Here is a 25,118-nt window from a genome sequence, read left to right on the forward strand (position 1 = left end):
ATCTTGTCTTCGCGTGGCTGCGTGTTTCGGGCGTCGATGATCTTAACCGGGCGACCCCGCGCCCCATGCCAGATTCGGCGCGCGTGTCGTCTGTCGACAACACGGCGCGCCGGGGCTCACGACGCGCTGGCCGTGGCCGGCGCGCCCGACGAAGGACAGGGCAACAGCGGCGCCTTCGCGGGCCGGGCGACGACAGCGGACTTGCCTTTCGCCGCAACGCCCGATGCCGCTGATGCAGCCGTAGCAGCCGGCGCTTCCGGCGGCAGCGAAGCCACGCTGCGCATGCCGGCCGAGATGGCCGAAGCCAGTTCGTCGACGGCCTTGCGATGCCCGTCCACCAGCGCGTCGTAGCCTGAGCCCACGGGTTCCTGCGCGACGGTCCGGCACGTCAGCACGTTCGACGACCCCGCGGCGCGCACGCTCCAGACCGCGTCGAGCACGGCGCGCTCGCCGGGCCACGATTCGAAGCGCTGCACGTTGACCTTCACGCGATACACCGGCACCGACTCCGGATGCGGCGTGTTGTAGACATCGATGGCGCCGAGCTGCTGGGTGAGATCGGCGGACAGCGCACGGCGCACTTCATCGGACGGCAGCGAGGACCAGCGGTCCTGCTCCAGCACCTGGACCTGCGCCGGGCTCGTCTGCACGACCAGCTGGTTGCGCGTGACCTGCTGCGGCATGTCGACGGGCGCGAGCTCGAAATAGAACGCGGCGGGCGACGAAGGCACGGGCCGCGCCTCGCCGCCGGCGAGCGTATAGAAACGGCTCGTCGGCGAGGCGCAGGCGGCGAGCATGCCGGCTGCGGCCAGAGTCAACATCAACGGGCCGAACTTCATGGTTTGTCTCCCGATTTACCGCGCAACAGCGATTCCGGATGGCGTTCCAGATAATCCGCGAGCGCATTGAGCGATTGAAGCGTGCGCGTGAGTTCCTGCATGGCCTGGCGCGTGTCCGACTGAATCGGCGAATCGGATTGCAGCGTGGCCTGCGCCGCGCTGAAGGTCTTCTTCGCTTCGTCGAGCGTGCCGCGCATGTCCGGCAGGACTTCCTTGTCGAGCTTGTCGAACAGCGCGTTGGCGTTCTTCAGCGAGCCGTTCAGATTGTTGCCGATCTGGTCGAACGGAATCTTGTCGATCTTGCGCGCGATGTCGGCAATCTGCAGTTGCAGTTCGTCCAGCGTGTTCGGCACGGTCGGCAGCTCGATCGGATCGTTGCTGGCGGACACCTGCGCCGGCGGCGCCTTCGGGAAGAAGTCGAGCGCCACATACAACTGGCTCGTCAGCAGGTTGCCGGTACGCAACTGGCCGCGCAAGCCGCGTTTCACGAGCAGTTGCAGCATGTCCTGGCTCGCCGACGATCCCTGTTCCGGCAGCGCCTGCCTGGCGCGCTTGCCGAGCCGGTCGGGGTACAGGTCGATGGTGACCGGCATCATGAACGAATGCGTTTTCTGATCGTACTGCACGCCGATGCCGGTAACTTGGCCCAGCACGATGCCGCGGAAATCGACCGGCGCGCCCACCGCCAGGCCGCGCAGCGACTGGTTGAAGTTCATCACGACATGCACGGCCTGCCCGTCCGGATCGCGCATGGCGTCGGACTGGTCGGAAGCGAGGCGGAAGGTGGCGTCGTTCTGCGCCTGCGGCCCGGATTGCTGGTTGGGCGGCGTCTGGAATGCAATGCCGCCGAGCACGACCGTCGCGAGCGACTGCGTGTTGAGCGTGAAGCCGCTCGAATCGAGGCGCAGATCGACGCCGCTCGCATGCCACCAGCGCGAATTCGTGCCGACATACTGGTCGTACGGCGCGTTGACGAACACCTGCAAGGTGACGCCGGTGCCGTCCTTGTCGAGCGAGAAGGCCGCGACCTGACCCACCTGCACGCGCCGGTAATAGACCGGGGAGCCGATGTCGAGCGAGCCGAGCGATTCGCCGTGCAGCGTGAAGGTGTGGCCCTTCTGGTCGCCGGTGATGGCGGGCGGCGTCTCCAGCCCGACGAAATAGCTCTGGTCTTCAGTGGACTTGCCCGCATCGACGCCGATGAACGCACCGGACAGCAAGGTGGACAAGCCGGTCACGCCGCTTGCGGCCACGCGCGGGCGCACGATCCAGAAGCGCGTGTCCTTGACGGCGAAATCGGTGGCTTCCTTGGTGAGCTGCACGTCGACGAGCACGCGCGAATGATCCTTCGACAACGTGATGCCTTTGACCGTGCCGATATCCACGTCCTTGAACTTCACCTTGGTCTTGCCGGTTTCTAGGCCTTCGGCGCTGGCGAAGCTGATGGTGACCGTCGGTCCGCGGCTCGACACCGTCTTCACGACCAGGATCACGCCGATCAGCGCCGCGACGAGCGGAATCACCCAGACGAGCGAGGGCAGCCAGCGGCTGCGCGGTTCGATCACGGGTTCGGGAAGGTTCGGCGGCAGGCGGCCGCCTTTATCGGCACCTGCACCGGCGCCGGTGTCGGCGGGCGGCGCGGGCTGCTTCGGGTCGTTCGGACCTTGGGCACTAGTCATGTTTCTTTCCTGACGGTTCGATGTTGTCCCACATGAGGCGCGGGTCGAATTGCATGGACGCGATCATCGTCAGCACGACGACCGACGCGAACGCGAGCGCGCCCGGTCCCGGCGTGATGACGGCGAGCGACTTGAAGCGCACCAGCGCGATGGTGAGGGTGATGACGAAGACATCGAGCATCGACCAGCGCCCGATGCCTTCGACGATGCGGAACAGGGTGGTGCGCTGCCGCGGCCGCCAGGTAGAACGGCGCTGTACGCTGATGACGAGGAAGCTGAGGGTCGCGAGCTTGAGCATCGGCACGAGAATGCTGGCGATGAAGATCACCGCCGCGAGCGGATAGTCGCCGTCGTTCCAGAAGAGCGCGACGCCGCTCATGATGGTGTCGTCCTGCGAGCCGAGTATCGATGACGTGTGCATGATCGGAAACAGGTTCGCCGGAATATAGAGGATCGCGGCGCTGATGAGCAGCGCCCACGTGCGCGCGATGCTGTCCGGATGACGCCGGTGCACGACGGCGTCGCAGCGGGTGCAGCGCTGTTTCTCGATGGTGTGCGCGAGCGGCTGCACGAGTCCGCAGGCGTGGCACGCCACGACCTGCGCGCGCGATGCCGTGGTGTAGTGGATGGCGGGCGGATCAGGTTGCTCGGCTGCCTGCTCGATGGCGTCGCTCATGATTTCTGCCTTTTGGTGGGCTCGGGCCTGGCTTGACGCCGGCGCCTGGCCGGGCGCGGTTCGAGGCGGCTCGCGATGGCCCACAGCGCGCGCGGGTCGAAGCTCACCACGACGGCGAACATCAGTGTCAGCGCGCCGAAAGCGAACAGCGCAGCCTCGGGAATCACGCGCGCGATGCTCACCATTTTCACGAGCGTGACGAGCACGCCGAGCATGAACACTTCGATCATGCCCCACGGCCGCACGAACTGAATGCCGCGCAGCACCGTGTTGAAGCCCGGCGGAATATACCCCGAGCGCAGCGGCAGCAGCACATAGAGGAGCGCGAGCAGTTCGCACAGCGGGAACAGCACGGTGGAGCAGAAGACCAGCACCGCCATGATCTCCATCTGCTCGCTCCACAGCGCGACGATCGCGCCGATCAGCGTGGTCTCCGACGTGAGCCCGTTGGCCTCCAGTTCGACGATCGGAAAGCCCTGCGCGATCAGGAACGTGACGAGGGCCGCGAGCGTCATCGCGCAGACCTTGTCGAGGTTCGACGAAATGCTGCGATAAAGCAGCGAGCCACAGCGCGGACATTTCGCCGACGCATGCTGGGGCAGGTCACATTTTCGGGAGAGCGCGTCGCATTCGTGACACGCGATCAGGTCGTCCGGTTGATTGGCATTCATGGTCGAAGCCCGAGCCGTGTCGAGCGGAATTGGCGGGCGTTGCGGGGACCGCGGGGACCGGCTCCGGTGGAGCATAGCAAGCAGCGGGCCAGCGCAAACGCAATCAGCATGGTATCAAATGGCGCCTCGATGGCGGATGAAGCAGTACGCTTCTTCACATCGGGGAATGAAATGGCCCGTTCGTCCGTTAAGTCTTCCAAGCGACATCGCGCCCGGAATGCGCTGCGGTTGATGCCGCGAGGTTGCGCAGACATCGACCGTTGCATGCATGGAATAGTTCGTTGCACCGGTGAAGCGAGCCTTGTCAAAGCAGCCCTCGACCGGCCGCAAACCCGCGTCGAATATGACTTTCGGCTATCCTGCACGGACTTTTGGCAGGCGCTGGCGGTTAAGCTACGTTGCGGTAGCATGGCGGCCTTGCGCTCCCCTCATTGCATGTCCGTGCATGAAGGCGGGACGTCACCCCGTCATGCCGTTACACACAGCACTCTCTGGATGAAAGCACTATGGAAAGTACCGCACACGTCGCGGCAGCCGCGCCGCAACCGCGTTACAGCGCCACGGCGATCGGCCTGCACTGGATCATTGCGTTGCTGATCGTGGGCGGTTTCTACCTCGGCTGGATCATGACGGATATCCCCGGCTTCACGCCGACCAAGCTCAAGTATTTCTCGTGGCACAAGTGGATCGGCGTGACGGTGTTCGCGCTCGCCGTGCTGCGTTTGCTGTGGCGCGTGACGCATCCGGCGCCGCCGCTGCCGGGCGGCATGCCGCGCTGGCAGAAGGGCGCGGCGCATCTCGGCCACCTCGCGCTGTATGTGCTGATGCTCGTGATCCCGGCTTCCGGCTATCTGTACAGCTCGGCGGCGGGCCTGCAGGTGGTGTATCTCGGCGTGCTGCCGCTGCCGACCATCATCGGTCCGGACAAGGCGCTGAAGGCCACGCTGCGCCTCGTGCACATCGCGCTGAACTACACGCTGCTGTTCTTCGTCGTCATGCATGTGCTGGCAGCGCTGAAGCATCATTTCGTCGATCGCGACGGCCTGCTCGGCCGGATGCTGCCGTTCCTGCGCTGAGCGCGCATTGTTTCCTCGTCGTTGGCAGGGCGTTTCCCGGCGGCTGATTGTTATCGCGGTCTTTTGATTTCCAATACCGGTTTTGTTCCGGAACCGTCGTTCGCAAGGATGGTTCAGGTTCGTACCGTCTGAACAGGGCACACATGAAAGTGAAACTGAATCGCTGGATGATGGCAACGGGCGCCGCGTTCGCGCTGGTCGCGGCGGCGCATGCGCAGGTCGACCTGGGCAAGAGCTCGGTGGTGGCGACGTCGAAGCAGATGAACGTGCCCACCGACGGCAAGTTCAACAAGTTCAGCGCGCAGATCGCCTTCGATCCGGCGAAGCCCACGGCGGGCACCGCGAACATCACGATCGACACCGGCAGCTACGACCTCGGCGACGACGACTACAACAAGCAGGTGCGCGGCGCCGAATGGTTCGACGCCGGCAAGTATCCGACCGCGACCTTCGTGTCGAGCGCGATCGCGCCGGCCGGCGGCAACAAGTACAACGTGACCGGCAAGATCACGATCAAGGGCAAGTCGCAGACGGTCACCGTCCCGGTCACGGTCACGCAGCAGGGCGCGACCGAAACCTTCGACGGCGCGCTGCCGATCAAGCGCACCCAGTTCGATATCGGCACGGGTGAGTGGAAGGATACGTCGATCGTGGCGGACGACGTCGTCATCAAGTTTCATATCGTCGCCGCGAAGAAGTAAGCGGCGCGTCAACCTTTTTGCACACGCTTTGTGTATCTAGTCAGGAGAAGAACTTGAAAAAGCTTTCGATCATCGCTGCGGGCGCGCTCGCACTCGGCACGCTCGGCATGTCCTTCGGCGCGCTGGCCGCCGACACCTACAAGCTCGACCCGAACCACACCTATCCGAGCTTCGAGGCCGACCACTTCGGCGGCGTGTCGACGTGGCGCGGCAAGTTCAACAAGAGCAGCGGCGAAGTGACGCTCGACCGCGCGGCGAAGACCGGCACGGTGAACGTGACGATCGACATCGCGTCGGTCGACACCGGCAACGACAAGCTCAACGAGCATCTGCAGAAGGCGGAGTTCTTCGACGCGTCGAAGTATCCGACGGCCGAGTACAAGGGCACGTCGATGAAGTTCGACGGCGATGCGCCGAGCGAAGTGATGGGCACGCTGACGATGCACGGCGTCACCAAGCCGCTGAACCTGAAGATCGAGCACTTCAAGTGCTTCGTGAACCCGATGATGAAGAAGGAAGTGTGCGGCGTGGAAGCAACGGCGACGTTCGATCGCGGCGACTTCGGCATGGACTACGGCAAGTCGTATGGCTTCAGCCTGAAGACGGTGCTGCATATCCAGGCGGAAGGCGTGAAGCAGTAAGCGTTTCAGCGCTCCAAAACAAAGCGGCCGGTCTGTGAAGACCGGCCGCTTTTTTACGTCCTGGAATGCCTGAAGCTTCAGACCTGAGCGCCCGCGTTCGGGTCGTTCGGATCGAACTTGTCCTTCTTGTCCTTCACGAGGTCTTCACGCTTCACGCCGAACCACATGGCAAGCGCCGCGGCCACGAACACCGACGAATAGATACCGAACAGGATACCCACGGTCAGCGCCAGCGCGAAGTAATGCAGCGTCGGGCCGCCGAAGAAGAACATCGACAGCACCATCATTTCCGTACAGCCGTGGGTGATGATGGTTCGCGACATGGTGCTGGTGATCGCGTGGTCGATCACTTCCATGACGGTCATCTTGCGCTGTTTGCGGAAGGTTTCGCGGATCCGGTCGAAGATGACCACGGATTCGTTCACCGAATAGCCGAGCACCGCGAGAATCGCCGCCAGCACCGAGAGCGAGAACTCCCACTGGAAGAACGCAAAGAAGCCGAGGATGATCACCACGTCGTGCAGGTTGGCGATGACGCCCGCCACTGCGTACTTCCACTCGAAGCGGAACGACAGGTAGATCACGATGCCGACCACCACGCACGCCAGCGCGAGCAGGCCGTTGGTCACGAGTTCCTTGCCCACCTGCGGACCGACGAACTCGACGCGCTGCAGGCTCACCTGCGGGTTGTCGGCCTTGAGCGCGCCCATCACCTGGTCGCTCTGCTGCGCCGAGGTGAGGCCCTGCTTGATCGGCAGGCGGATCAGCACGTCGCGCGAGGTGCCGAAGTTCTGCACCTGGGCGTCGGCGTAGCCGAGCTTGGTCATGGTCGCGCGCACGGGTTCGGGCGATACGGCCTGCGGATACTGCACCTCGACGACCGTTCCGCCGGTGAACTCCACCGACAGATGCAGCCCGCGATGCACGAGGAAAAACACGGCCGCGAGGAAGGTCACGAGCGAAATCACGTTGAAGATCAACGCGCGCTCCATGAACGGAATGTCGCGGCGGATGCGGAAGAATTCCATGATCTAGCTCTCCGGGTTCAGCGGGACTGGCCCGGTTTCTGTTGATCGACGCCCGGCCCCGAACGGCGGCGCACCGTCGGCTTGCCGCTGCGTGCCTGCGTCTGGACGGGCGCCTGGGCCGGCGCGCGCGGCGCGGCGGTCTTGGTCTTGCCCTTCGCGGTTTTCACGATTTCATCCACCGGCGAGTCGTCGCCGCGCTGGGCCGCCAGATAGGCCGCCGCGGCGGCTTCGGCGTTGCCGCCGTCCGGACGCCACACCTGGCCGATCGCCAGCGACTTCAGCTTCTTCTTGCCGCCGTACCACAGGTTCACGAGGCCGCGCGAGAAGAACACGGCCGAGAACATCGACGTCAGGATGCCGATACAGTGCACGACCGCGAAGCCGCGCACCGGACCCGAACCGAACGCGAGCAGCGCCAGGCCGGCGATCAGCGTGGTGACGTTCGAGTCGAGAATCGTCGCCCAGGCGTGCCTGAAGCCTTCCTGGATCGCGGTCTGCGGCGGCGCGCCGTTGCGCAGTTCTTCGCGGATACGCTCGTTGATGAGCACGTTCGCGTCGATCGCCATACCGAGCGCCAGCGCGATAGCCGCGATGCCCGGCAAGGTCAGCGTGGCTTGCAGCAGCGACAGGATGGCCACCAGCAGCAGCAGGTTGACCGACAGCGACAGCATCGAGAACAGGCCGAACAGCAGGTAGTACGCGATCATGAAGACGGCGATCGCGGCGAAACCGTACTGCACCGAGTCGAAGCCCTTCTTGATGTTGTCCGCGCCGAGGCTCGGGCCGACGGTGCGTTCCTCGATGATGTCCATCGGCGCCGCGAGCGAGCCCGCGCGCAGCAGCAGCGCGAGATCGGCGGCGGCTTGCGGCGTCGGCTGGCCGGTGATCTGGAAGCGGTCGCCCAGTTCCGACTGGATGGTCGCGACCGTCAGCACTTCGCCCTTGCCCTTCTCGAACAGCACCATGGCCATCGGCTTGCCGATGTTGTCGCGCGACACCGCCGACACCGCGCGGCCGCCGGCCGAATCCAGACGGATATTGACGGACGGGCGCTGATGTTCGTCGAAGCCCGCGGACGCGTCGATGATGCGGTCGCCGGTGAAGATCACCTGCTTGCGCAGCAGCACGTTGCGGTCGCCCTGCTTGAAGGCTTCGTCGCCGGGCGGGACCGGATCGTTCAGGCCGATGTAGGTATTGACCGGGTCGGCGAGGCGCGCTTCGAGCGTCGCCGTGCGGCCGATGATGTCCTTCGCCTTCGCCGTGTCCTGCACGCCCGGCAGTTCGACCACGATACGGTCCGAGCCCTGCTGCTGGATCACCGGCTCGGCGACGCCCAGTTCGTTGACGCGGTTATGCAGCGTCGTGATGTTCTGCTTGAGCGCGCCGTCCTCGACGGTTCGCTGCGTCGCCGCCGAGAACGTGCCGACCACCTGATAGCCGTCGCCGCCCTGGCGCGTGCTCCATTGCAGTTCGTTGACGCCGGTCTGGAGCAGGGTGCGCGCGTTGTCCGCGGCGCTCTGGTCCGAGAAATTCACGACGACCGATTGCCCGACGCGGTTCACGCCGCCGTCGCGGACGTTGCGGTCGCGCAGGTAGGTGCGGGCATCGGCGGCGTCGGAATCGAGCTTCTTGTTGAGCGCGCCGGCCATGTCCACTTGCAGCAGGAAGTGGACGCCGCCGCGCAGGTCGAGACCGAGATACATCGGCAATGCGTGCAGGGCCGTCAGCCAGCGCGGCGAGGCGCTCTGCAGGTTCAGCGCGACGATGTACTGAGGATCGCTCGGGTCGCTGTTGAGCGCGTGGCTCAGCAGGTCCTTCACGCGCAATTGCGTGTCGGTGTCCTTCAGGCGCACGCGAATGTTCGCGTTCAGCTGGGAGTTGTCGAACGTGACTTCATCGGCGGTGACGTGGTTCGCGGCGAGCGCGCTCTCGACGTTCGCGAGCGTGGCGGAGTCGAGCTTGACCGTAGCCTTGCCGCTGGATACCTGCACGGCCGGCGCTTCGCCGAAGAAGTTGGGGAGCGTGTACACGAGGCCGATGACGAGCGCCATCAGCATCACGACATACTTCCAGAGGGGATAACGATTCATGAGGATGGCCGACCGTCAAGTTGGCTTCGGGGAGAGGGCGTCCGGCGGTGTGCGCGGAAGGGCGTCGGGGGAATCCGACGCCCGGCGGCGAGGCCGCGCCGGACGCGGCGGAACAGGTGGCCTTACAGCGACTTGATCGTGCCCTTCGGGAGGATGGTGGTCACGGATGCCTTCTGGATGGTGATTTCCGTGCCTTCGGCGATTTCCACGCCCACGTACGCGTCCGTCACCTTCGTGATCTTGCCGACGATGCCGCCGTTCGTCACCACTTCATCGCCCTTGGCCATGGCGGCGAGCATGTTGCGATGCTCCTTCTGACGCTTCATCTGCGGGCGGATCATGATGAAGTACAGCACCGCGAACATCAGGATGAGCGGCAGGAAGCTCATCAGGCTCGATTCCGCGCTGCTCGCGGTGGTGCCTTGTGCAAAGGCATTGGAAATGAACGACACGTTGGTCTCTCCGTTATGACGCAAAAAAAGCGTTCGATGAATACGTTCGATAATCTCGAATGAAATTAGCCGACTATTCTACCACCCGCACTTGTCGCGAGACTTTAGGAATGCGCTTTGTCTTCAAGCTGTTATCCGGGTGTTATCAGGCTTATGAAGAAGCTGTGAAGCGGCGAATTCCGTGGCCTTCGCGGCATGAGCCGAAAGCAATAGAAAGCAGATTGTAATGCTTGGGCGCGCGTTTCCGGTCCGCGTCAGTCCACGCCGCGCGCGCGATTCTCCGCGAAAGTCTTGCGGAACGCCTCGAACGAGTGATTTTCGATGGATTCGCGCACTTCGCCCATCAATTCAAGGTAGTAGTGCAGGTTGTGGATCGTGTTGAGCTGCGCGCCGAGAATCTCGCCCACGCGATGCAGGTGATGCAGATAGCCGCGCGTGAAATTGCGGCAGGTGTAGCAGCCGCAGCTTTCGTCGAGCGGTTTCATCGAGTTCTTGTGACTCGCGTTCTTGATCTTGAGATCGCCAAAACGGGTGAACAGCCAGCCGTTGCGCGCGTTGCGGGTGGGCATCACGCAGTCGAACATGTCGACGCCGGCCGCCACGCCCGCCACCAGGTCTTCCGGCGTGCCGACGCCCATCAGGTAGTGCGGCTTCTCCGCAGGCAGCTTTGGGCCGATATGGTTCAGCACGCGCATCATGTCTTCCTTCGGCTCGCCCACGGAAAGCCCGCCAATGGCAAGCCCGTGGAAGCCGATCTCCGACAGTCCCGCGAGCGACTCGTCGCGCAGATCCTCGAACATGCCGCCCTGCACGATGCCGAACAGCGCATTCGGATTGCCGAGCCGGTTGAATTCGTCGATCGAGCGTTTGGCCCAGCGCATCGACATGCGCATGGAATCGGCGGCGTCCTGGTGCGAGGTCGGCACGCCCTGGGTGGCGTAGGGCGTGCATTCGTCGAACTGCATGACGATGTCCGAGTTCAGCACCTTCTGGATCTGCATCGACACTTCGGGCGAGAGGAACAGCTTGTCGCCGTTGATCGGCGACGCGAAGGTGACGCCGTCCTCGGTGATCTTGCGCAGGTCGCCGAGCGAGAACACCTGGAAGCCGCCGGAGTCCGTCAGGATCGGGCGATTCCAGCCCATGAAGCGGTGCAGGCCGCCGTGCGCGCCGATCACCTCCAGCCCCGGCCGCAGCCAGAGGTGAAAGGTGTTGCCGAGGATGATCTGCGCGCGGATCTCTTCGAGCTCGCGCGGCTGAATGGCCTTGACCGTGCCGTAGGTGCCGACCGGCATGAAGATCGGCGTTTCGACCACGCCGTGATTCAGCGTGAGCCGGCCGCGGCGCGCCTGGCCGTCGGTGGTGAGCAATTCGAACTTGAGCCCGTTGTCGGGCGGGGTGACGTGACCTTCGGTCATCGATGAGACTCCGCTGCAACCGGAGAACAGTCCGGCGCAAAAGTGTGGTTGAGGAATTCAGTCTTGCCGCGTCAGCAGCATCGCGTCGCCGTAGCTGAAGAAGCGGTAGCGCTGCTCGATCGCGTGACGGTACGCGTCGCGGATCGTGTCCATTCCGGCAAAAGCCGAGACGAGCATCATCAGCGTCGACTTCGGCAGGTGGAAGTTGGTCACGAGCCGGTCGACCACGCGGAAGGCGTAGCCCGGCGTGATGAAGATATCCGTTTCGGCCTGGGTGGCCGCGAGCGGGCGGCCGGCCTCGGCGGCGTCGCGGGCGGCGGCTTCGAGCGCGCGCATGGAAGTCGTGCCGACCGCGATCACGCGGTTGCCGCGCGCCTTGACGGCGGCGATCCGGTCCACGAGCGTCTGCGGCAGGTCGTACCACTCGCTGTGCATCGTGTGCTCGGCGATATTTTCCACGCGCACCGGCTGAAACGTGCCCGCGCCGACGTGCAGCGTGAGCGTCGCGCGCTCGACGCCGCGTGCGTCCAGCTCGGCGAACAGCGCTTCGTCGAAGTGCAGGCCCGCGGTCGGCGCGGCCACGGCGCCCGGATTGGCCGCGTAGACGGTCTGGTAGCGGGTTTCGTCGTAGGCGTCGGCGTCGTGCTCGATATACGGCGGCAGCGGCAGACGGCCGTATTGCTCGATGAGCGTCAGGCAATCGGCGGGGAAATGCAGCGTGTAGAACGGCTCTACACGCTCGCCCACGGTGACGTCGAACGCGTCCGCCAGACGGATCGTGCTGCCTTCCGGCGGGCTCTTGCTGGCGCGGATCTGCGCCAGCGCCGTGGTTGCGCCCGTCAATCGTTCCACCAGCACCTCGACGCGGCCGCCGCTGGCCTTCTGGCCGAAGAAGCGCGCCTTGAGCACTTTGGTATCGTTGAAGACGAGCAGGTCGCCGGCGTCGAGCAGGGCCGGCAGTTCGGCGAAACGGCGGTCGGTGAAACGGGCGGGCGCGGCGTGGTTGTCCACTTCGAGCAGACGGCTCGCACTGCGCTCGCTGAGCGCGCTCTGCGCGATCAGCTCGGGCGGCAGATTAAAATCGAAATCGGAAAGCGTGAACATGGGCGTGAAGAAAGGCACGAACGCGGCAAAAGCGCGCCGAACAAACCTCATATTGTACTTGCGAAGAGATTAGATGCCCTTGTCCGACCGCCGCGTCACCTCGACCGATCCGCTGTCCGTGGAGGACGGCGAGGCGCCGCACGCCGTCGCGCCGGCGCGCAAGCGGGCCAAGGCGGAGCCGAAGGCCAAGGCCGACGAGAAGCCGAAGACCGTCGTCAAGACCGCGGACAAGCTCGCCAAGCTCGGCCTGAAGTCCGACATCGACCTCGTGCTGCACCTGCCGATGCGCTACGAGGACGAAACCTCGCTCACGCCCGTCGGCGAACTGATTCCCGGCGACAACGCGCAGACCGAAGGCGTCGTGTTCGACAACGAGATCGCCTACCGTCCGCGCCGCCAGTTGCTCGTGAAAATCCACGACGACGCCGGCGACGAACTCACGCTGCGCTTCCTCAACTTCTACGGCTCGCAGGTCAAGCAGATGGCCATCGGCGTGCGTCTGCGGGTGCGTGGCGACGTGCGCGGCGGCTTCTTCGGCATGGAGATGGTGCATCCCACGGTGCGCCCGGTGGATGAAGACACGCCGCTGCCGCAGGCGCTGACGCCGGTGTATCCGTCGACGGCGGGCATCTCGCAGGGCTATTTGCGCAAGGCCATCGATTCCGCGCTCGGGCGCGTGTCGCTGCCGGAACTGCTGCCGGAGCCGATTGCGCGCGCGCATCTCGCGCCGCTCAACGTGCCCGGCCTGCTCGATGCCGTGAAGACGTTGCATCACCCGCGCGCGGATTCCGACGAGACCGCGCTGATCGACGGCACCCATCCCGCCTGGACCCGCATCAAGTTCGAGGAACTGCTCGCGCAGCAACTGTCGCTCAAGCGCGCGCACGAGGAACGCCGCCGCCGCTCCGCGCCCGCCATGCCGCGCCGCGCGCCCGCCGACGCAGCGTCGCTCGTCACGCGCCTGTTGCAGGCGCTGCCGTTCGCGCTGACCGGCGCGCAGCAGCGCGTGGTCGCGGAAATCGCCACGGAGCTGACCCTGCCGCATCCGATGCAGCGTCTCCTGCAGGGCGATGTCGGCAGCGGCAAGACGATCGTCGCGGCGCTCGCGGCGGCGCAGGCCATCGACGCCGGTTATCAGGCCGCGCTCATGGCGCCCACCGAAATCCTCGCGGAGCAGCACGCGCGCAAGCTGCGCGGCTGGCTGGAGCCACTCGGCGTGTCGGTCGCGTGGCTCGCTGGCAGTCTCAAGGCGAAGGACAAACGCGCGGCACTCGAAGCGGCGGCGCTCGGCACGGCGCAACTGGTGATCGGCACGCACGCGATCATCCAGGACGCGGTGGAATTCGCTCGGCTCGGGCTCGTGATCGTCGACGAACAGCATCGCTTCGGCGTGGCGCAGCGGCTCGCATTGCGCGCCAAGGCGCAGAACGCGGCGGACGGCGCGCGCGACTTCCAGCCGCACCAGCTGATGATGTCCGCCACGCCGATCCCGCGCACGCTCGCGATGACCTATTACGCCGACCTCGACGTCTCCACCATCGACGAACTGCCGCCCGGCCGCACGCCGATCCTGACCAGGATCGTGTCCGATGGCCGTCGCGACGAGATCATCGGCCGGGTGCGCGAAGCGGCGCTGACCGGACGGCAGGTGTACTGGGTCTGTCCGCTGATCGAGGAAAGCGAGACCTTGCAGTTGCAGACCGCCGTCGAAACCTTCGAGACGCTGGTGGCCGCGCTGCCGGAACTGCGCGTGGGACTTGTGCATGGCCGGCTCGCGCCCGCCGAGAAAGCGGCGGTGATGGACGCGTTCGCGCGCAATGAAGTGCAGTTGCTGGTCGCGACGACGGTGATCGAAGTGGGCGTCGACGTGCCGAACGCGTCGCTGATGGTGATCGAGCACGCCGAGCGCTTCGGGCTGGCGCAGTTGCATCAGCTGCGCGGGCGCGTCGGCCGGGGCAGCACCGCGTCCGTGTGCGTGCTGATGTACGCCAATCCGCTCTCGCAGACCGCCCGCGCGCGCCTCGCGACGATGCGCGAAACCACCGACGGCTTCGAGATCGCGCGGCGCGACCTTGAGATTCGCGGGCCGGGCGAGTTCCTCGGCGCGCGGCAGTCGGGCGAGGCGATGCTGCGTTTCGCGAGCCTGGAAAACGACGGCTGGCTGATCGAACCCGCCCGTGAGGCCGCCGACGCGATGCTCGCGACCTTCCCCGATGCCGTCACGCGCCATCTCGCCCGCTGGCTCGGCGTGCGCGAACAGTATCTGAAGGCGTGATTTATAAGACATGAACGTGAACTCGCCGGCGCCATGTCGGTCCCTATTTAGCCGCATCTGAGCGGCGAACCAGCAAAGGTTGTCGAATCGGCGCCGGCAGGTGTATAACTCAAACCTATTGAATCAATGTCTTCCATTGGCCCCCAATGACGCTCACTGAACTGAAGTACATCGTCGCGGTCGCGCGCGAACGGCATTTTGGCCGCGCGGCAGAGGCGTGCTTCGTCAGCCAGCCGACGCTGTCGGTGGCAATCAAGAAGCTCGAAGACGAACTGAATGTGCAGATCTTCGAGCGCGGCACGAGCGAAGTCAGCGTGACGCCCATCGGCGAGCAGATCGTGACGCAGGCGCAGCGCGTGCTCGAACAGACGCTCGCCATCAAGGAAATCGCCAAGCAGGGCAAGGATCCGCTGGTCGGGCCGCTGCGCCTGGGCGTGATCTACACCATCGGGCCGTATCTGTTGCCGACGCTGGTCAAGCAGATGATCAAGGCGGTTCCGCAAATGCCGCTGATGCTCCAGGAAAACTACACGCTCAAGCTGATCGAGCTCCTGAAGCAGGGCGAAATCGATGTCGCGATCATGGCGCTGCCGTTCCCTGAGACCGGCCTCATGGTGCGCGCGCTGTACGACGAGCCGTTCGTGGTCGCCATGCCGTCGGGTCACGCGTGGGAAAACCGCGCGAAGATCGATGCCGACGATCTCAAGCAGGAAACCATGCTGCTGCTGGGCAGCGGCCATTGTTTCCGCGATCACGTGCTCGGCGTGTGTCCGGAGCTGATGCGCTTCTCGCAGAACGCCGACGGCATCCAGAAGACCTTCGAGGGATCCTCGCTGGAAACCATCCGCCATATGGTGGCGAGCGGCGTGGGCATCACGGTGCTGCCGCGCATGTCGGTGAGCGAGGTCAAGCCGCATGCGGCGGGCATCGACTCGGGGCTGCTGAGCTACGTGCCCTTCGACGAACCCGTGCCCGACCGCCGCGTCGTGCTGGCCTGGCGCAAGAGCTTTACGCGGCTGCCGGCCATCGACGCCATTTCCGACGCCATCGCGGCGTGCGACCTGCCCGGCGTGAGGAAGCTCGACATGCCGGTGGCGGTCAACTAGGCCGCAGACGCCTGCTGCCTCTGACGCGCCGCGTTCCGAAAGGACGCGGCGCGTTGTCATTGGGGCGGCCGAACTGCGCCTATCAGATAGATAAAATTAATCAACTTATAAATATCGATAGCATTCGATAAGCTCCTTCCATCGGTCCCCAACAACGGTGGACGCCCGAACCGGAGGAAGTTGATGCCCCGCACATTCACCTTCAACGCGCGCTTCGAGTCCTGGCGCCGCGTTGCAGTCAGCGTACTCGCCGACTTCGCCCGCGCCGCTGCCTGAGTCAGAGCCCGGCCGACCGATCCCATTCGAACCACGATAAGGAACACCACGATGACGACCCAACGACTCACGACCGCCGCAGGCGCGCCCGTCGGCGACAACCAGAATGCGCAGACCGCCGGTCCGCGCGGTCCGGTGACGCTGCAGGACTTCTGGCTCGTCGAAAAGCTCGCGCACTTCGACCGCGAAGTGATTCCCGAGCGCCGCGTGCATGCGAAGGGTTCGGGCGCGTTCGGCACGTTCCGCGTGACGCACGACATCTCGCGCTATACGAAGGCCAAAGTGTTCTCGGAAGTCGGCAAGGAAACGCCGGTCTTCATGCGCTTCTCGACGGTTGCCGGCGAACGCGGCGCGGCGGACGCCGAGCGCGACGTGCGCGGCTTCTCGATCAAGTTCTATACCGAGGAAGGCAACTGGGACGTGGTCGGCAACAACACGCCGGTGTTCTTCATCCGCGATCCGCTCAAGTTCCCCGACTTCATCCATACGCAGAAGCGCGACCCGTACACCAACATGCGCAGCAACGTGGCCGCGTGGGACTTCTGGTCGCGTCATCCGGAGTCGCTGCATCAGGTGACGATCCTCATGAGCGACCGCGGCATTCCGAAGAACTATCGCCAGATGCATGGCTTCGGGTCGCACACGTTCTCCTTCATCAACGCGGACGGCGAGCGCTTCTACGTCAAGTTCCACTTCAAGTCGCAGCAGCCGATCGAGAACTACACTGACGCGCAAGCCGCGGCCGTGATCGCGCAGGATCGCGAGAGCGCGCAGCGCGATCTGGTGCAGAGCATCGATGAAGGCCGTTTCCCGCGCTGGAATTTCCGCATCCAGGTGATGACGGAAAAGCAGGCGGCCGAATCGCGCATGAATCCGTTCGACATCACCAAGGTGTGGCCGCACAAGGACTATCCGCTGATCGATGTCGGCACGCTCGAGCTGAACCGCAACGCGCAGAACTACTTCGCGGACGTGGAGCAGGCGGCCTTCACGCCGGCCAATGTGGTGCCGGGGATCGGCTTCTCGCCTGACCGGCTGTTGCAGGGGCGTCTGTTTTCGTACGGCGATGCGCAGCGTTATCGCCTCGGCATCAATCATCATCAGGTGCCGGTGAATGCGCCGCGCGCGCCGGTTGGCCAGTCGTTTCATCGCGATGGCGCGATGCGCACCGACGGCAACCTCGGCGGCCGCGTGAACTACGAGCCGAACCGCTATGGCGAATTCGCGCAGGATGTCGCGGCGAACGAGCCGCCGCTCGCGGGCGGCACGGTGTACCGCTACGACCATCGGCAGGACGATGACTACTACAGCCAGCCGGCGGCGCTGTTCGCCCTCTTCGATGACGCGCAGCGCGAACGCTTCTTCGGCAACATCGCGCGGCACATTCATGGCGTGCCGAACGATATCGTCACGCGCCAGATCGAGCATTTCCGCCGTATCGATCCGGCATACGCGGAGGGTGTCGTCGCCGCGCTGGCGCAACTCGGCCAGACCCTCGATGTGACGGACGAAGCCGCCGTCTGACAGCGGTAGTTAGCAATACCGGGAGAACTCATCATGTCTCAAGCGTTGAACCACATCGCCCAGGCGGTCGATCACATCGAAGCCGTCAGCGTGAACGCCTCGCGCGGCGTGCGTGTCGCGCTGGCGTTCGGGATGGTCGCGGCGGCGTATGGCGTCGTCGTGGCAAGCGGGATTGCCGCAGCATGAGAAGGCGGGAAGCGCATCACGCGTCATGAAGCGCTCCCCATTTCTACGCTAAACTGTCGAGCGCTCGCGACGCCGGGTATTCAGGCCGATGCCCGGAGTCCGCACCGTTCGAACCACGCTCTCACGGAGTCATCATGGCGAAGAAAGGCACTGCACCTGCCGTCAACATCGGCATCAGCGACAAGGACCGCAAGAAGATTGCCGACGGCCTGTCCCGTCTGCTGGCCGATACCTACACGCTGTACCTGAAGACCCATAACTTCCACTGGAACGTCACGGGTCCGATGTTCAACACGCTGCACCTGATGTTCGAGACGCAATACAACGAACTCGCGCTGGCCGTCGATTCGATCGCGGAACGCATCCGGGCGCTGGGCGTGCATGCGCCGGGCAGCTACAAGGACTTCGCGAAGCTGTCGTCGATTCCGGAAGCGGATGGCGTGCCGGCGGCGGAAGAGATGATCCGCCAGCTGGTGGAAGGCCAGGAAGCGGTGGTGCGCACGGCGCGCGAGATCTTCCCGGCAACGGAAGCCGCCAACGACGAGCCGACCGCCGACCTGCTCACGCAACGCATGCAGACGCACGAAAAGACGGCGTGGATGCTGCGCGCGATGCTCGCCTGAGCGTCGAAGCACGCTTCGACATCACGCAAACCCCGCTCTCGTGCGGGGTTTGTGCTTTTGGAGGGGTTCGAACGCGCTGCTCTAAAATAGCCGCATCGCGCTTGCCGTATCTCCTGTCCCGACTTCCGCCATGTTCGCCCGACTTCCGCTCTTCATGCGCCTCGTGCGCCTCGACAAGCCCATCGGCAGCCTGCTGCTGCTGTGGCCGACGCTCAACGCGCTGTGGATCGCATCGGACGGCAAGCCGCAGCCGATGCTCCTCGTCATCTTCATCGTCGGTACGATCCTGATGCGCTCGGCGGGCTGCGCAATCAACGACTATGCCGACCGCGACTTCGACCGCCACGTGAAGCGCACTGCCGAGCGTCCAATCACGTCGGGCAAGGTCAAGGCGTGGGAAGCGGTGGCGCTGGCGGCGGCGCTCGCGCTCGTCGCCTTCCTGCTAATCCTGCCGCTCAATACGCTCACCAAGGAACTGTCGGTGTTCGCGCTGTTCGTCGCGGGCAGCTATCCGTTCACCAAGCGGTTCTTCGCGATTCCGCAGGCATATCTCGGTATCGCGTTCGGCTTCGGCATTCCGATGGCCTTTGCCGCCGTGCAGAACCACGTGCCGATGCTCGCGTGGATCATGCTCGCCGCCAACGTGTTCTGGTCGGTGGCCTACGACACCGAATACGCGATGGTGGATCGCGACGACGACATCAAGATCGGCATCCGCACCTCCGCGCTCACCTTCGGCCGCTTCGATGTGGCCGCGGTCATGCTGTGCTATGCGGCCACGCTGGCGATCTATGTGGGCATCGGCGTGGCGCTCGGCTTCGGCTGGCTCTACTGGCTCGGCTGGCTGGCGGCGGCGGCCTGCGCCGTCTATCACTACGGCCTGATCCGCAACCGCGAGCGCATGGCGTGCTTCGCGGCGTTCAAGCACAACAACTGGCTCGGCGGGATGTTGTTCGCGGGCATCGCGCTGCATTACGCGATGACGTAAATGAAAAACGGCAGCCTTGGCTGCCGTTGTCACATCGGGCGGATTGAAGCGTGCAGCCTCAGGCCGCGCCCAGTTCGCCGCCCATTTCCTTCGCACGTGCCTCGGCGGCCAGCGCGCCGCGCACGATCGCTTCCTTCACGCCCTGCGCGTCGAACGACGCGAGCGCCGCCGCCGTCGTGCCGCCCTTCGAGGTCACGCGTTCGCGCAGCACGCTGGCCGGTTCCCCCGATTGCGCCGCCAGTTGCGCCGCGCCCGTGAAGGTGGCGACGGCGAGCGCGCGGCCTTTTTCATCGTCGAGGCCGAGGCGGCGCGCTGCTTCCTGCATCGCTTCGATGAAATAGAACACGTAGGCCGGGCCGCTGCCCGAGATCGCGGTGACGGCGTCGAGTTGCGCTTCGTCGTCGAACCAGACCGCCGTGCCGACCGCTTCGAGCACTTGTGAGGCCAGCGCCTTCGCGGCCTCGCTCACGCCCGGCAGCGCGGCCAGACCCGTGACGCCCATGCCGATCAGCGCGGGCGTGTTCGGCATCGTGCGCACGATCTGCGTGTAGCCGTTGAGCCAGCGCGACAGGTCCGTCGCCCGGATGCCTGCAGCGATGCTGATGACGGTTTGCTTTGACAGATGCGGCGCGAGCGCTTCACCCACGCTCTTGAGGACTTGCGGCTTCACGGCGAGCACGATGGCGTCGAAGCCGGCGAGCTGCCCGTCGATGGCGGCGCCGGTCGCCACGCCGAACTGCTTCGCGGTGCGCGCGCGGGCTTCGTCGTTGATGTCGATGGCAAAGATGTCGGCGGGCGCCGTGCCGCGCTTGATCAATCCGCCGATGAGCGCCGCGGCCATGTTGCCGCCGCCGATGAATGCGATTTTCATGATGAGAGAAGAGTCAGTGAGGGGTGGTGCGCCTGCCGAAGATCGCGGTGCCGATGCGCACCATGGTCGCGCCTTCGAGCACGGCGGCTTCGAGATCGGCGGACATGCCCATCGAGAGCGTGTCGAGCGCGAGGCCGTCGGCGCGCAAGGCGGCCATCAGTTCGCGCAAACGCGCGAGCGGCCGGCGTTGCGCGTCGAGTGTTGCGGCGGCTTCGGGAATCGCCATCAGGCCACGCAGCCGCAGGCCGGGCAGCGCCGCGACCGCATGCGCGAGCGCGGCGGCCTCGTGCGGCTCGACACCGCTCTTCGAGGCTTCGCCGCTGACGTTCACCTGGATGCAGACATTGAGCGCGGCCGTGCCTTCAGGACGTTGCGTGGCGAGGCGCTCGGCAATCTTCAGACGGTCGACGGAATGCACCCAGTCGAACTGCTCGGCGACCACCCGCGTCTTGTTCGATTGCAGCGGCCCGATGAAATGCCATTCGATGTCGCGGCGCAGATCCGCGAGTTCCGCGATCTTGCCGATGCCTTCCTGCACGTAGTTCTCGCCGAAGGCGCGCTGGCCGGCTTCAAAGGCGGCGCGCACGTCGGCGGCAGGGAAGGTCTTGGTGACGGCGAGCAGCGCGACCGACGACGCATCGCGCGCTGCGTCATGCGCGGCCTGGGCGATGCGCTGCCGGACTTCTTCGAGATGTTGAGCGATGGACATGCTTGAAAACGGCCTTGAGAGGGCTTGACGAGCGACGCGTCATTATACGAACGGCTCATCCGTAGATCAGATGCTCCACCAGCTGGATCCAGTGCGTGACGGGCGTGGACGTGCCGCTCTGCAGATGCGCGATGCAGCCGACATTCGCCGACACGATCAGCTGCGGCTCGAGCTTTTCGAGCCGGTCGAGCTTCTGGTTGCGCAGCGTATAGGAGAGCTTCGGCTGCAGCACCGAGTAGGTCCCCGCCGATCCGCAGCACAGATGAGCGTCGGCGGGCAGGCGCACGTCGAGCCCGAGCGAGGTCAGCAATTGCTCGACATGCCCGCGGATCTGCTGGCCATGCTGCAACGTGCAAGGCGGATGAAACGCCACCGTATGCACGCTGCGCCGCCGCGCCAGCGCGACGAGTTCTTCCTCGTAGATCGGCAGGATCTCGGCCAGGTCGCGCGTCATGTCGACGATGCGCCGCGCCTTCTCCGCGTACTTCGGATCGTGGCGCAGCAGGTGCGCATATTCCTTCACCGTCGCGCCGCAACCGGAGGCGTTCATGATGATCGCCTCGACGCCGTCTTCCACGTACGGCCACCACGCGTCGATGTTGTTGCGCACGTCGTCGAGCGCGTCGTCGTTGTAGCCCAGATGCAGGCGAATCGCGCCGCAGCAGCCCGCATTGGGCGCGGTCACGATCTCGATGCCCAGTGCATCGAACACGCGCGCCGTGGCCGTGTTCACGTTCGGCATCATCGCGGGCTGCACGCAGCCGGACAGCATCAGCATCTTGCGTTCGTGCTTGCGCGTGGGCGCGGCGAGCGGCCGCTCGGGCACCGGAATCTTCGCGCGCAGCGAGCGCGGCAGCAGCCCGCGGAACTGCTGGCCCAGCTTCATGGCCGGCGTGAACAGCGTGCTGTTGGGCAGGAAACTCGCGAGCAGGCGCCGTTGCAAGCGCTGCCGAACGGGCCGCTCGACTTTCTCCTCCACCACCTTGCGGCCAATCTCGACCAGCCGCCCGTACTGCACGCCCGACGGGCACGTGCTTTCGCAGTTGCGGCACGTGAGGCAGCGGTCCAGATGCAGTTGCGTGCTGCGCGTGACCGGCGCGCCTTCGAACATCTGCTTCATCAGATAGATGCGCCCGCGCGGTCCGTCGAGTTCGTCGCCGAGCACTTGATAGGTCGGACAGGTCGCCGTGCAGAAGCCGCAATGCACGCACTTGCGCAGGATGGCGTCGGCTTCGTCGCCGTCAGCGGTGCCGCGGATGAATTCGGCGAGATTGGTTTGCATCGTTCAGTTCCGGTTCGGCCAGCGATGCGTCTAGAAATCGGGATACAGCCGCGCGCGATTGAAGATGCGCGCCGGATCGAAAGCCGCCTTCAGCCCGCGATGAATCTTCATCAGCGGCGCGGGAAGCGGCGTGAACACACCCGCGTTGCGGTCATAAGCGGAGCCCGCCCGAAAGATCGTGGCGTGGCCGCCGGCCTGCTTGGCGCTGATGCGCACGGTTTGCGGATCGGTGTCGGTGATCCACCAGCGCTGCGCGCCGCCCCATTCCATCAGCTGCGCGCCCGGCAGGTGCAGCGGCTCCGCGATCGACGGCAACGCGAGCCGCCACAGCGCCGAACGCGGCTCGATCACCGCGAAGAACGGATCCGTCTGCTCGCGCATGCCGATCCAGAAGCGGTCCGCTTCGACCGCGTCGACCACTTCGCCGCCGAGCGCGGTGCGGGCGGTCTTCACGGCCGCTTCCGCGCCGGCGAGACGCAGCGCGAGCGTGCCGTCGCGCCATGCGCTGCCGCAGATCGGCAGCGCATGGCCGCCCCATTCGTTGAGCTTGCGCACGCCGTCGGTGGCGTGCATGTCGAACTTGAGCGTGGCTTCGGCAACGGGGCGCGGCAATACCTTGATGGAGAGTTCGAGGATCAGGCCGAGCGTGCCGAGCGAACCGGCGAGAAGCCGCGCGACGTCGTAGCCCGCGACGTTCTTGACCACCTGACCGCCGAAGCGCAGTGCCTGGCCGTGGCCGTTCATCACGACGGCGCCCAGCACGAAGTCGCGCGGTGCGCCGGTCCAGGCGCGGCGCGGGCCGGCAAGTCCCGCGGCGATGCAGCCGCCGAGCGTTGCATTGCGGCCGAAGTGGGGGGGTTCGAACGGCAGCATCTGGCCGTGTTCGCGCAGCGCCGTTTCGACCTCGACGAGCGGCGTCCCGGCGCGCGCGGTGATGACGAGTTCAGCCGGATCGTAGGCGATGATGCCGCGATACGCGCGCGAGTCGAGGATCTCTCCCTGGAGCGTCTGGCCGTACCAGTCCTTCGTGCCGCCGCCGCGGATGCGCAGCGGCGTGCCGTTGGCGGTGGCCCGGGCGATCCGTTCCGACCAGCCGGCGACGATGTCGTCCTGTTCCATGAGTGTTCCGTCTGAGCGTCGATGTCGTGATTCGACTTGTCTGATTCAGTGTGCTGACTTCTGACGGCTGTCCGGTCGATTGTACCGGCCGCTTAACGCCGCCGCACTCGGAGAAACATGGATAGCGGAACGCGCGCCGCACACGCGGCGCGCGGGAGAGTGGATGCCGGCGCTTCAGAAGCGCTCGAGTTCGGGATGCGGCAGCAGGCCGCCGCGCACGTGCATCTTGCCGTACTCGGCGCAGCGCGTGCGCGTCGGGATGCCCTTGTCGGGATTGAGCAGGCCGGGCGGGTCGAAGGCGCGCTTCACGGCGAAGAAGGCGTCGCGCTCTTCGGGCGAAAACTGCACGCACATCGAATTGATCTTCTCGATGCCCACGCCATGTTCGCCCGTCACCGTGCCGCCCAGCTCGACGCAGCATTCGAGAATGTCGGAGCCGAAGGCCTCGGCGCGATGCCATTCGTCGAGGTCGTTGCCGTTGAAGAGAATCAGCGGATGCATGTTGCCGTCGCCGGCGTGGAACACGTTGATGCAGCGCAGCGCGTACTTCTTCTCCATCTCCTCGATGCGTCTCAGCAAGGGCCCGATGGAGCGGCGCGGCACGGTGCCGTCCATGCAGTAGTAGTCGGGCGAGATGCGGCCCGCGGCCGGGAACGCGTTCTTGCGGCCCGACCAGAACTTGAGCCGTTCGGCTTCGGAGCGCGAGATCTGGATGCGCGAGGCGCCGTGTTCGCGCAGCACGGCCGTCATGCGCACGATTTCCTCGGCGACTTCGTCGTGCGTGCCGTCGGACTCGCACAGCAGGATGGCGGCGGCGTCGAGGTCGTAGCCCGCGTTGACGAACTGCTCGACGGCGCGCGTCGCGGGTTTGTCCATCATTTCAAGGCCGGCCGGGATGATGCCGGCGGCGATGATCGCCGCGACCGCATCGCCGCCTTTCACGACATCATCGAAGCTGGCCATGATGACCTGCGCGGTCTGCGGCTTCGGAATCAGCTTGACCGTGATCTCGGTAACGATCGCGAACATGCCTTCGCTGCCGATCAGCACCGCGAGCAGATCGAGGCCCGGCGCGTCCGGCCCGAGCGAGCCGAACTCGACGACATCGCCGTCCATGGTCACGGCGCGCACGCGCAGCACGTTATGCACGGTCAGGCCGTATTTCAGGCAATGCACGCCGCCGGAATTCTCGGACACGTTGCCGCCGATGGTGCAGGCGATCTGCGACGACGGATCCGGCGCGTAGTAGAGCCCGTAAGGCGCGGCGGCTTCGGAGATGGCGAGATTGCGCACGCCCGGCTGGACCGTGGCGGTGCGCGCATACGGATCCACTTCGACGATCTTGCGAAAGCGCGCCAGCGACAGCACGATGCCGTGGCGGATCGGCATGGCGCCGCCGGAGAGGCCGGTGCCCGCGCCGCGCGGCACGATCGGAATGGCGAGGCGGTTGCAGATCTGCACTACGCGCTGCACCTGCGCTTCGGTTTCCGGCAGCGCGACGGCGAGCGGCAGGCGCCGGTAGGCGGCGAGGCCGTCGCATTCGTACGCGGCGGTGTCCTCGTCGCGGAACAGCAGGCAATGCGTGGGGAGCACGGCCATCAGCGCCTGCACCACTTCACGCTGACGCGCGGCGAGTTGGTCTTCGGTGAGCTCGGGCGCGTCTTCGTGCGGCAGATCCGGCGCCACGTGCCCGGGCTTGAGCTCGTCGGGGGCGTTCATGTCTCCTCCTTGTGATGCCTGCGCTGTGAGTGCGCTTTCGTGAGCGCCGTTTGGCGTGCGCTCAG

General features: G+C 65.4%; 23 protein-coding genes. 9 read left to right on the forward strand and 14 right to left on the reverse strand.

Annotated features, from left to right (window positions below; translation table 11 throughout):
- Positions 1-116: 116 nt before the first annotated feature.
- The 4 genes from QCE69_RS01715 to QCE69_RS01730 are packed head-to-tail and all read right to left on the reverse strand — an operon-like array spanning position 117 to position 3,865.
- On the reverse strand, positions 117-839 hold the full coding sequence (locus QCE69_RS01715) for a PqiC family protein (RefSeq protein ID WP_309913757.1): 723 nt from the start codon (positions 837-839) through the stop codon (positions 117-119).
- Positions 836-2,518, reverse strand: a complete 1,683-nt coding sequence (locus QCE69_RS01720; RefSeq protein ID WP_309929126.1) for an MlaD family protein — start codon at positions 2,516-2,518, stop codon at positions 836-838. The genes QCE69_RS01715 and QCE69_RS01720 overlap by 4 nt, the downstream gene beginning before the upstream one ends.
- A complete protein-coding gene (locus QCE69_RS01725; protein WP_404987166.1) occupies positions 2,511-3,194 on the reverse strand; it encodes a paraquat-inducible protein A in 684 nt (227 codons plus the stop codon). The genes QCE69_RS01720 and QCE69_RS01725 overlap by 8 nt, the downstream gene beginning before the upstream one ends.
- Positions 3,191-3,865: a paraquat-inducible protein A gene (locus tag QCE69_RS01730; RefSeq protein WP_309929129.1), complete on the reverse strand. Its 675-nt coding sequence runs from the start codon at positions 3,863-3,865 to the stop codon at positions 3,191-3,193. Before QCE69_RS01730 ends, QCE69_RS01725 begins: the two co-directional genes overlap by 4 nt.
- 506 nt (positions 3,866-4,371) lie before the next feature.
- Here QCE69_RS01730 and QCE69_RS01735 point away from each other — a divergent pair.
- The 3 genes from QCE69_RS01735 to QCE69_RS01745 all read left to right on the forward strand — a co-directional run bounded on the left by QCE69_RS01735 (position 4,372) and on the right by QCE69_RS01745 (position 6,283).
- Positions 4,372-4,941: a cytochrome b gene (locus QCE69_RS01735; RefSeq protein ID WP_309929131.1), complete on the forward strand. Its 570-nt coding sequence runs from the start codon at positions 4,372-4,374 to the stop codon at positions 4,939-4,941.
- A gap of 143 nt (positions 4,942-5,084) precedes the next feature.
- Entirely contained in the window at positions 5,085-5,642 is a 558-nt protein-coding gene (locus QCE69_RS01740) for a YceI family protein (protein WP_309807234.1), read from the forward strand.
- Positions 5,643-5,749: 107 nt separating this feature from the next.
- Complete coding sequence (locus QCE69_RS01745) at positions 5,750-6,283, forward strand: YceI family protein (protein ID WP_404987345.1); 534 nt, start codon at positions 5,750-5,752, stop codon at positions 6,281-6,283.
- A gap of 77 nt (positions 6,284-6,360) precedes the next feature.
- On the opposite strand, the gene secF is transcribed toward QCE69_RS01745, so the two are convergent.
- From secF to queA, 5 genes are all read right to left on the reverse strand, one after another.
- Positions 6,361-7,311, reverse strand: coding sequence for a protein translocase subunit SecF (secF, locus tag QCE69_RS01750; RefSeq protein ID WP_309913772.1), 951 nt, complete (start codon positions 7,309-7,311; stop codon positions 6,361-6,363).
- Positions 7,312-7,328: 17 nt separating this feature from the next.
- Complete coding sequence (gene secD, locus QCE69_RS01755; protein ID WP_309913775.1) at positions 7,329-9,401, reverse strand: protein translocase subunit SecD; 2,073 nt, start codon at positions 9,399-9,401, stop codon at positions 7,329-7,331.
- Positions 9,402-9,523: 122 nt separating this feature from the next.
- Positions 9,524-9,853 (reverse strand): preprotein translocase subunit YajC, encoded by a 330-nt coding sequence (gene yajC / locus QCE69_RS01760; protein WP_309807238.1) that lies wholly within the window; start codon positions 9,851-9,853, stop codon positions 9,524-9,526.
- A 254-nt stretch (positions 9,854-10,107) separates the two neighbouring features.
- On the reverse strand, positions 10,108-11,271 hold the full coding sequence (tgt, locus tag QCE69_RS01765) for a tRNA guanosine(34) transglycosylase Tgt (RefSeq protein ID WP_309929133.1): 1,164 nt from the start codon (positions 11,269-11,271) through the stop codon (positions 10,108-10,110).
- Positions 11,272-11,328: 57 nt separating this feature from the next.
- Positions 11,329-12,375, reverse strand: coding sequence for a tRNA preQ1(34) S-adenosylmethionine ribosyltransferase-isomerase QueA (gene queA / locus QCE69_RS01770; protein ID WP_309929136.1), 1,047 nt, complete (start codon positions 12,373-12,375; stop codon positions 11,329-11,331).
- A 73-nt stretch (positions 12,376-12,448) separates the two neighbouring features.
- Between queA and recG the strand changes: the two genes are divergently transcribed.
- The 6 genes from recG (at position 12,449) to ubiA (ending at position 19,353) form a co-directional block, all read left to right on the forward strand.
- Positions 12,449-14,650, forward strand: a complete 2,202-nt coding sequence (recG, locus tag QCE69_RS01775) for an ATP-dependent DNA helicase RecG (RefSeq protein ID WP_309929139.1) — start codon at positions 12,449-12,451, stop codon at positions 14,648-14,650.
- 146 nt (positions 14,651-14,796) lie between these two features.
- Positions 14,797-15,756 carry a LysR substrate-binding domain-containing protein gene (locus QCE69_RS01780; protein ID WP_309929143.1) on the forward strand — a complete coding sequence of 320 codons (960 nt, stop codon included), beginning with the start codon at positions 14,797-14,799 and terminating at the stop codon, positions 15,754-15,756.
- 327 nt (positions 15,757-16,083) lie between these two features.
- Positions 16,084-17,556 (forward strand): catalase, encoded by a 1,473-nt coding sequence (locus QCE69_RS01785; RefSeq protein ID WP_309929145.1) that lies wholly within the window; start codon positions 16,084-16,086, stop codon positions 17,554-17,556.
- A 33-nt stretch (positions 17,557-17,589) separates the two neighbouring features.
- Positions 17,590-17,742, forward strand: a complete 153-nt coding sequence (locus QCE69_RS01790; protein WP_309807245.1) for a hypothetical protein — start codon at positions 17,590-17,592, stop codon at positions 17,740-17,742.
- A 134-nt stretch (positions 17,743-17,876) separates the two neighbouring features.
- Positions 17,877-18,365, forward strand: coding sequence for a Dps family protein (locus tag QCE69_RS01795; RefSeq protein ID WP_309807246.1), 489 nt, complete (start codon positions 17,877-17,879; stop codon positions 18,363-18,365).
- A 130-nt stretch (positions 18,366-18,495) separates the two neighbouring features.
- Entirely contained in the window at positions 18,496-19,353 is an 858-nt protein-coding gene (ubiA, locus tag QCE69_RS01800) for a 4-hydroxybenzoate octaprenyltransferase (RefSeq protein WP_309929147.1), read from the forward strand.
- A gap of 58 nt (positions 19,354-19,411) precedes the next feature.
- Here the strand turns inward: ubiA and proC are convergent, their stop codons facing one another.
- From proC to QCE69_RS01825, 5 genes are all read right to left on the reverse strand, one after another.
- Positions 19,412-20,224 carry a pyrroline-5-carboxylate reductase gene (gene proC / locus QCE69_RS01805; RefSeq protein ID WP_309929151.1) on the reverse strand — a complete coding sequence of 271 codons (813 nt, stop codon included), beginning with the start codon at positions 20,222-20,224 and terminating at the stop codon, positions 19,412-19,414.
- Between the two features lie 13 nt (positions 20,225-20,237).
- Entirely contained in the window at positions 20,238-20,933 is a 696-nt protein-coding gene (locus QCE69_RS01810; protein WP_309929153.1) for a YggS family pyridoxal phosphate-dependent enzyme, read from the reverse strand.
- 55 nt (positions 20,934-20,988) lie between these two features.
- Positions 20,989-22,215, reverse strand: coding sequence for a glycolate oxidase subunit GlcF (gene glcF, locus QCE69_RS01815; protein WP_309913800.1), 1,227 nt, complete (start codon positions 22,213-22,215; stop codon positions 20,989-20,991).
- 30 nt (positions 22,216-22,245) lie between these two features.
- Positions 22,246-23,334 (reverse strand): glycolate oxidase subunit GlcE, encoded by a 1,089-nt coding sequence (gene glcE, locus QCE69_RS01820; RefSeq protein ID WP_309929155.1) that lies wholly within the window; start codon positions 23,332-23,334, stop codon positions 22,246-22,248.
- Positions 23,335-23,508: 174 nt separating this feature from the next.
- Positions 23,509-25,053, reverse strand: a complete 1,545-nt coding sequence (locus tag QCE69_RS01825; protein WP_309913806.1) for an FAD-linked oxidase C-terminal domain-containing protein — start codon at positions 25,051-25,053, stop codon at positions 23,509-23,511.
- Positions 25,054-25,118: the final 65 nt, after the last annotated feature.

This window comes from Caballeronia sp. LZ032 (genome assembly GCF_031451315.1).
Lineage (GTDB): Bacteria > Pseudomonadota > Gammaproteobacteria > Burkholderiales > Burkholderiaceae > Caballeronia.

Coding starts and splice junctions, on each gene's coding strand:
- QCE69_RS01715 (WP_309913757.1), bottom strand. CDS start 839: ATGAAGTTCGGCCCGTTGATGTTGACTCTGGCCGCAGCCGGCATGCTC.
- QCE69_RS01720 (WP_309929126.1), bottom strand. CDS start 2,518: ATGACTAGTGCCCAAGGTCCGAACGACCCGAAGCAGCCCGCGCCGCCC.
- QCE69_RS01725 (WP_404987166.1), bottom strand. CDS start 3,194: ATGAGCGACGCCATCGAGCAGGCAGCCGAGCAACCTGATCCGCCCGCC.
- QCE69_RS01730 (WP_309929129.1), bottom strand. CDS start 3,865: ATGAATGCCAATCAACCGGACGACCTGATCGCGTGTCACGAATGCGAC.
- QCE69_RS01735 (WP_309929131.1), top strand. CDS start 4,372: ATGGAAAGTACCGCACACGTCGCGGCAGCCGCGCCGCAACCGCGTTAC.
- QCE69_RS01740 (WP_309807234.1), top strand. CDS start 5,085: ATGAAAGTGAAACTGAATCGCTGGATGATGGCAACGGGCGCCGCGTTC.
- QCE69_RS01745 (WP_404987345.1), top strand. CDS start 5,750: ATGTCCTTCGGCGCGCTGGCCGCCGACACCTACAAGCTCGACCCGAAC.
- secF (WP_309913772.1), bottom strand. CDS start 7,311: ATGGAATTCTTCCGCATCCGCCGCGACATTCCGTTCATGGAGCGCGCG.
- secD (WP_309913775.1), bottom strand. CDS start 9,401: ATGAATCGTTATCCCCTCTGGAAGTATGTCGTGATGCTGATGGCGCTC.
- tgt (WP_309929133.1), bottom strand. CDS start 11,271: ATGACCGAAGGTCACGTCACCCCGCCCGACAACGGGCTCAAGTTCGAA.
- queA (WP_309929136.1), bottom strand. CDS start 12,375: ATGTTCACGCTTTCCGATTTCGATTTTAATCTGCCGCCCGAGCTGATC.
- recG (WP_309929139.1), top strand. CDS start 12,449: ATGCCCTTGTCCGACCGCCGCGTCACCTCGACCGATCCGCTGTCCGTG.
- QCE69_RS01780 (WP_309929143.1), top strand. CDS start 14,797: ATGACGCTCACTGAACTGAAGTACATCGTCGCGGTCGCGCGCGAACGG.
- QCE69_RS01785 (WP_309929145.1), top strand. CDS start 16,084: ATGACGACCCAACGACTCACGACCGCCGCAGGCGCGCCCGTCGGCGAC.
- QCE69_RS01790 (WP_309807245.1), top strand. CDS start 17,590: ATGTCTCAAGCGTTGAACCACATCGCCCAGGCGGTCGATCACATCGAA.
- QCE69_RS01795 (WP_309807246.1), top strand. CDS start 17,877: ATGGCGAAGAAAGGCACTGCACCTGCCGTCAACATCGGCATCAGCGAC.
- ubiA (WP_309929147.1), top strand. CDS start 18,496: ATGTTCGCCCGACTTCCGCTCTTCATGCGCCTCGTGCGCCTCGACAAG.
- proC (WP_309929151.1), bottom strand. CDS start 20,224: ATGAAAATCGCATTCATCGGCGGCGGCAACATGGCCGCGGCGCTCATC.
- QCE69_RS01810 (WP_309929153.1), bottom strand. CDS start 20,933: ATGTCCATCGCTCAACATCTCGAAGAAGTCCGGCAGCGCATCGCCCAG.
- glcF (WP_309913800.1), bottom strand. CDS start 22,215: ATGCAAACCAATCTCGCCGAATTCATCCGCGGCACCGCTGACGGCGAC.
- glcE (WP_309929155.1), bottom strand. CDS start 23,334: ATGGAACAGGACGACATCGTCGCCGGCTGGTCGGAACGGATCGCCCGG.
- QCE69_RS01825 (WP_309913806.1), bottom strand. CDS start 25,053: ATGAACGCCCCCGACGAGCTCAAGCCCGGGCACGTGGCGCCGGATCTG.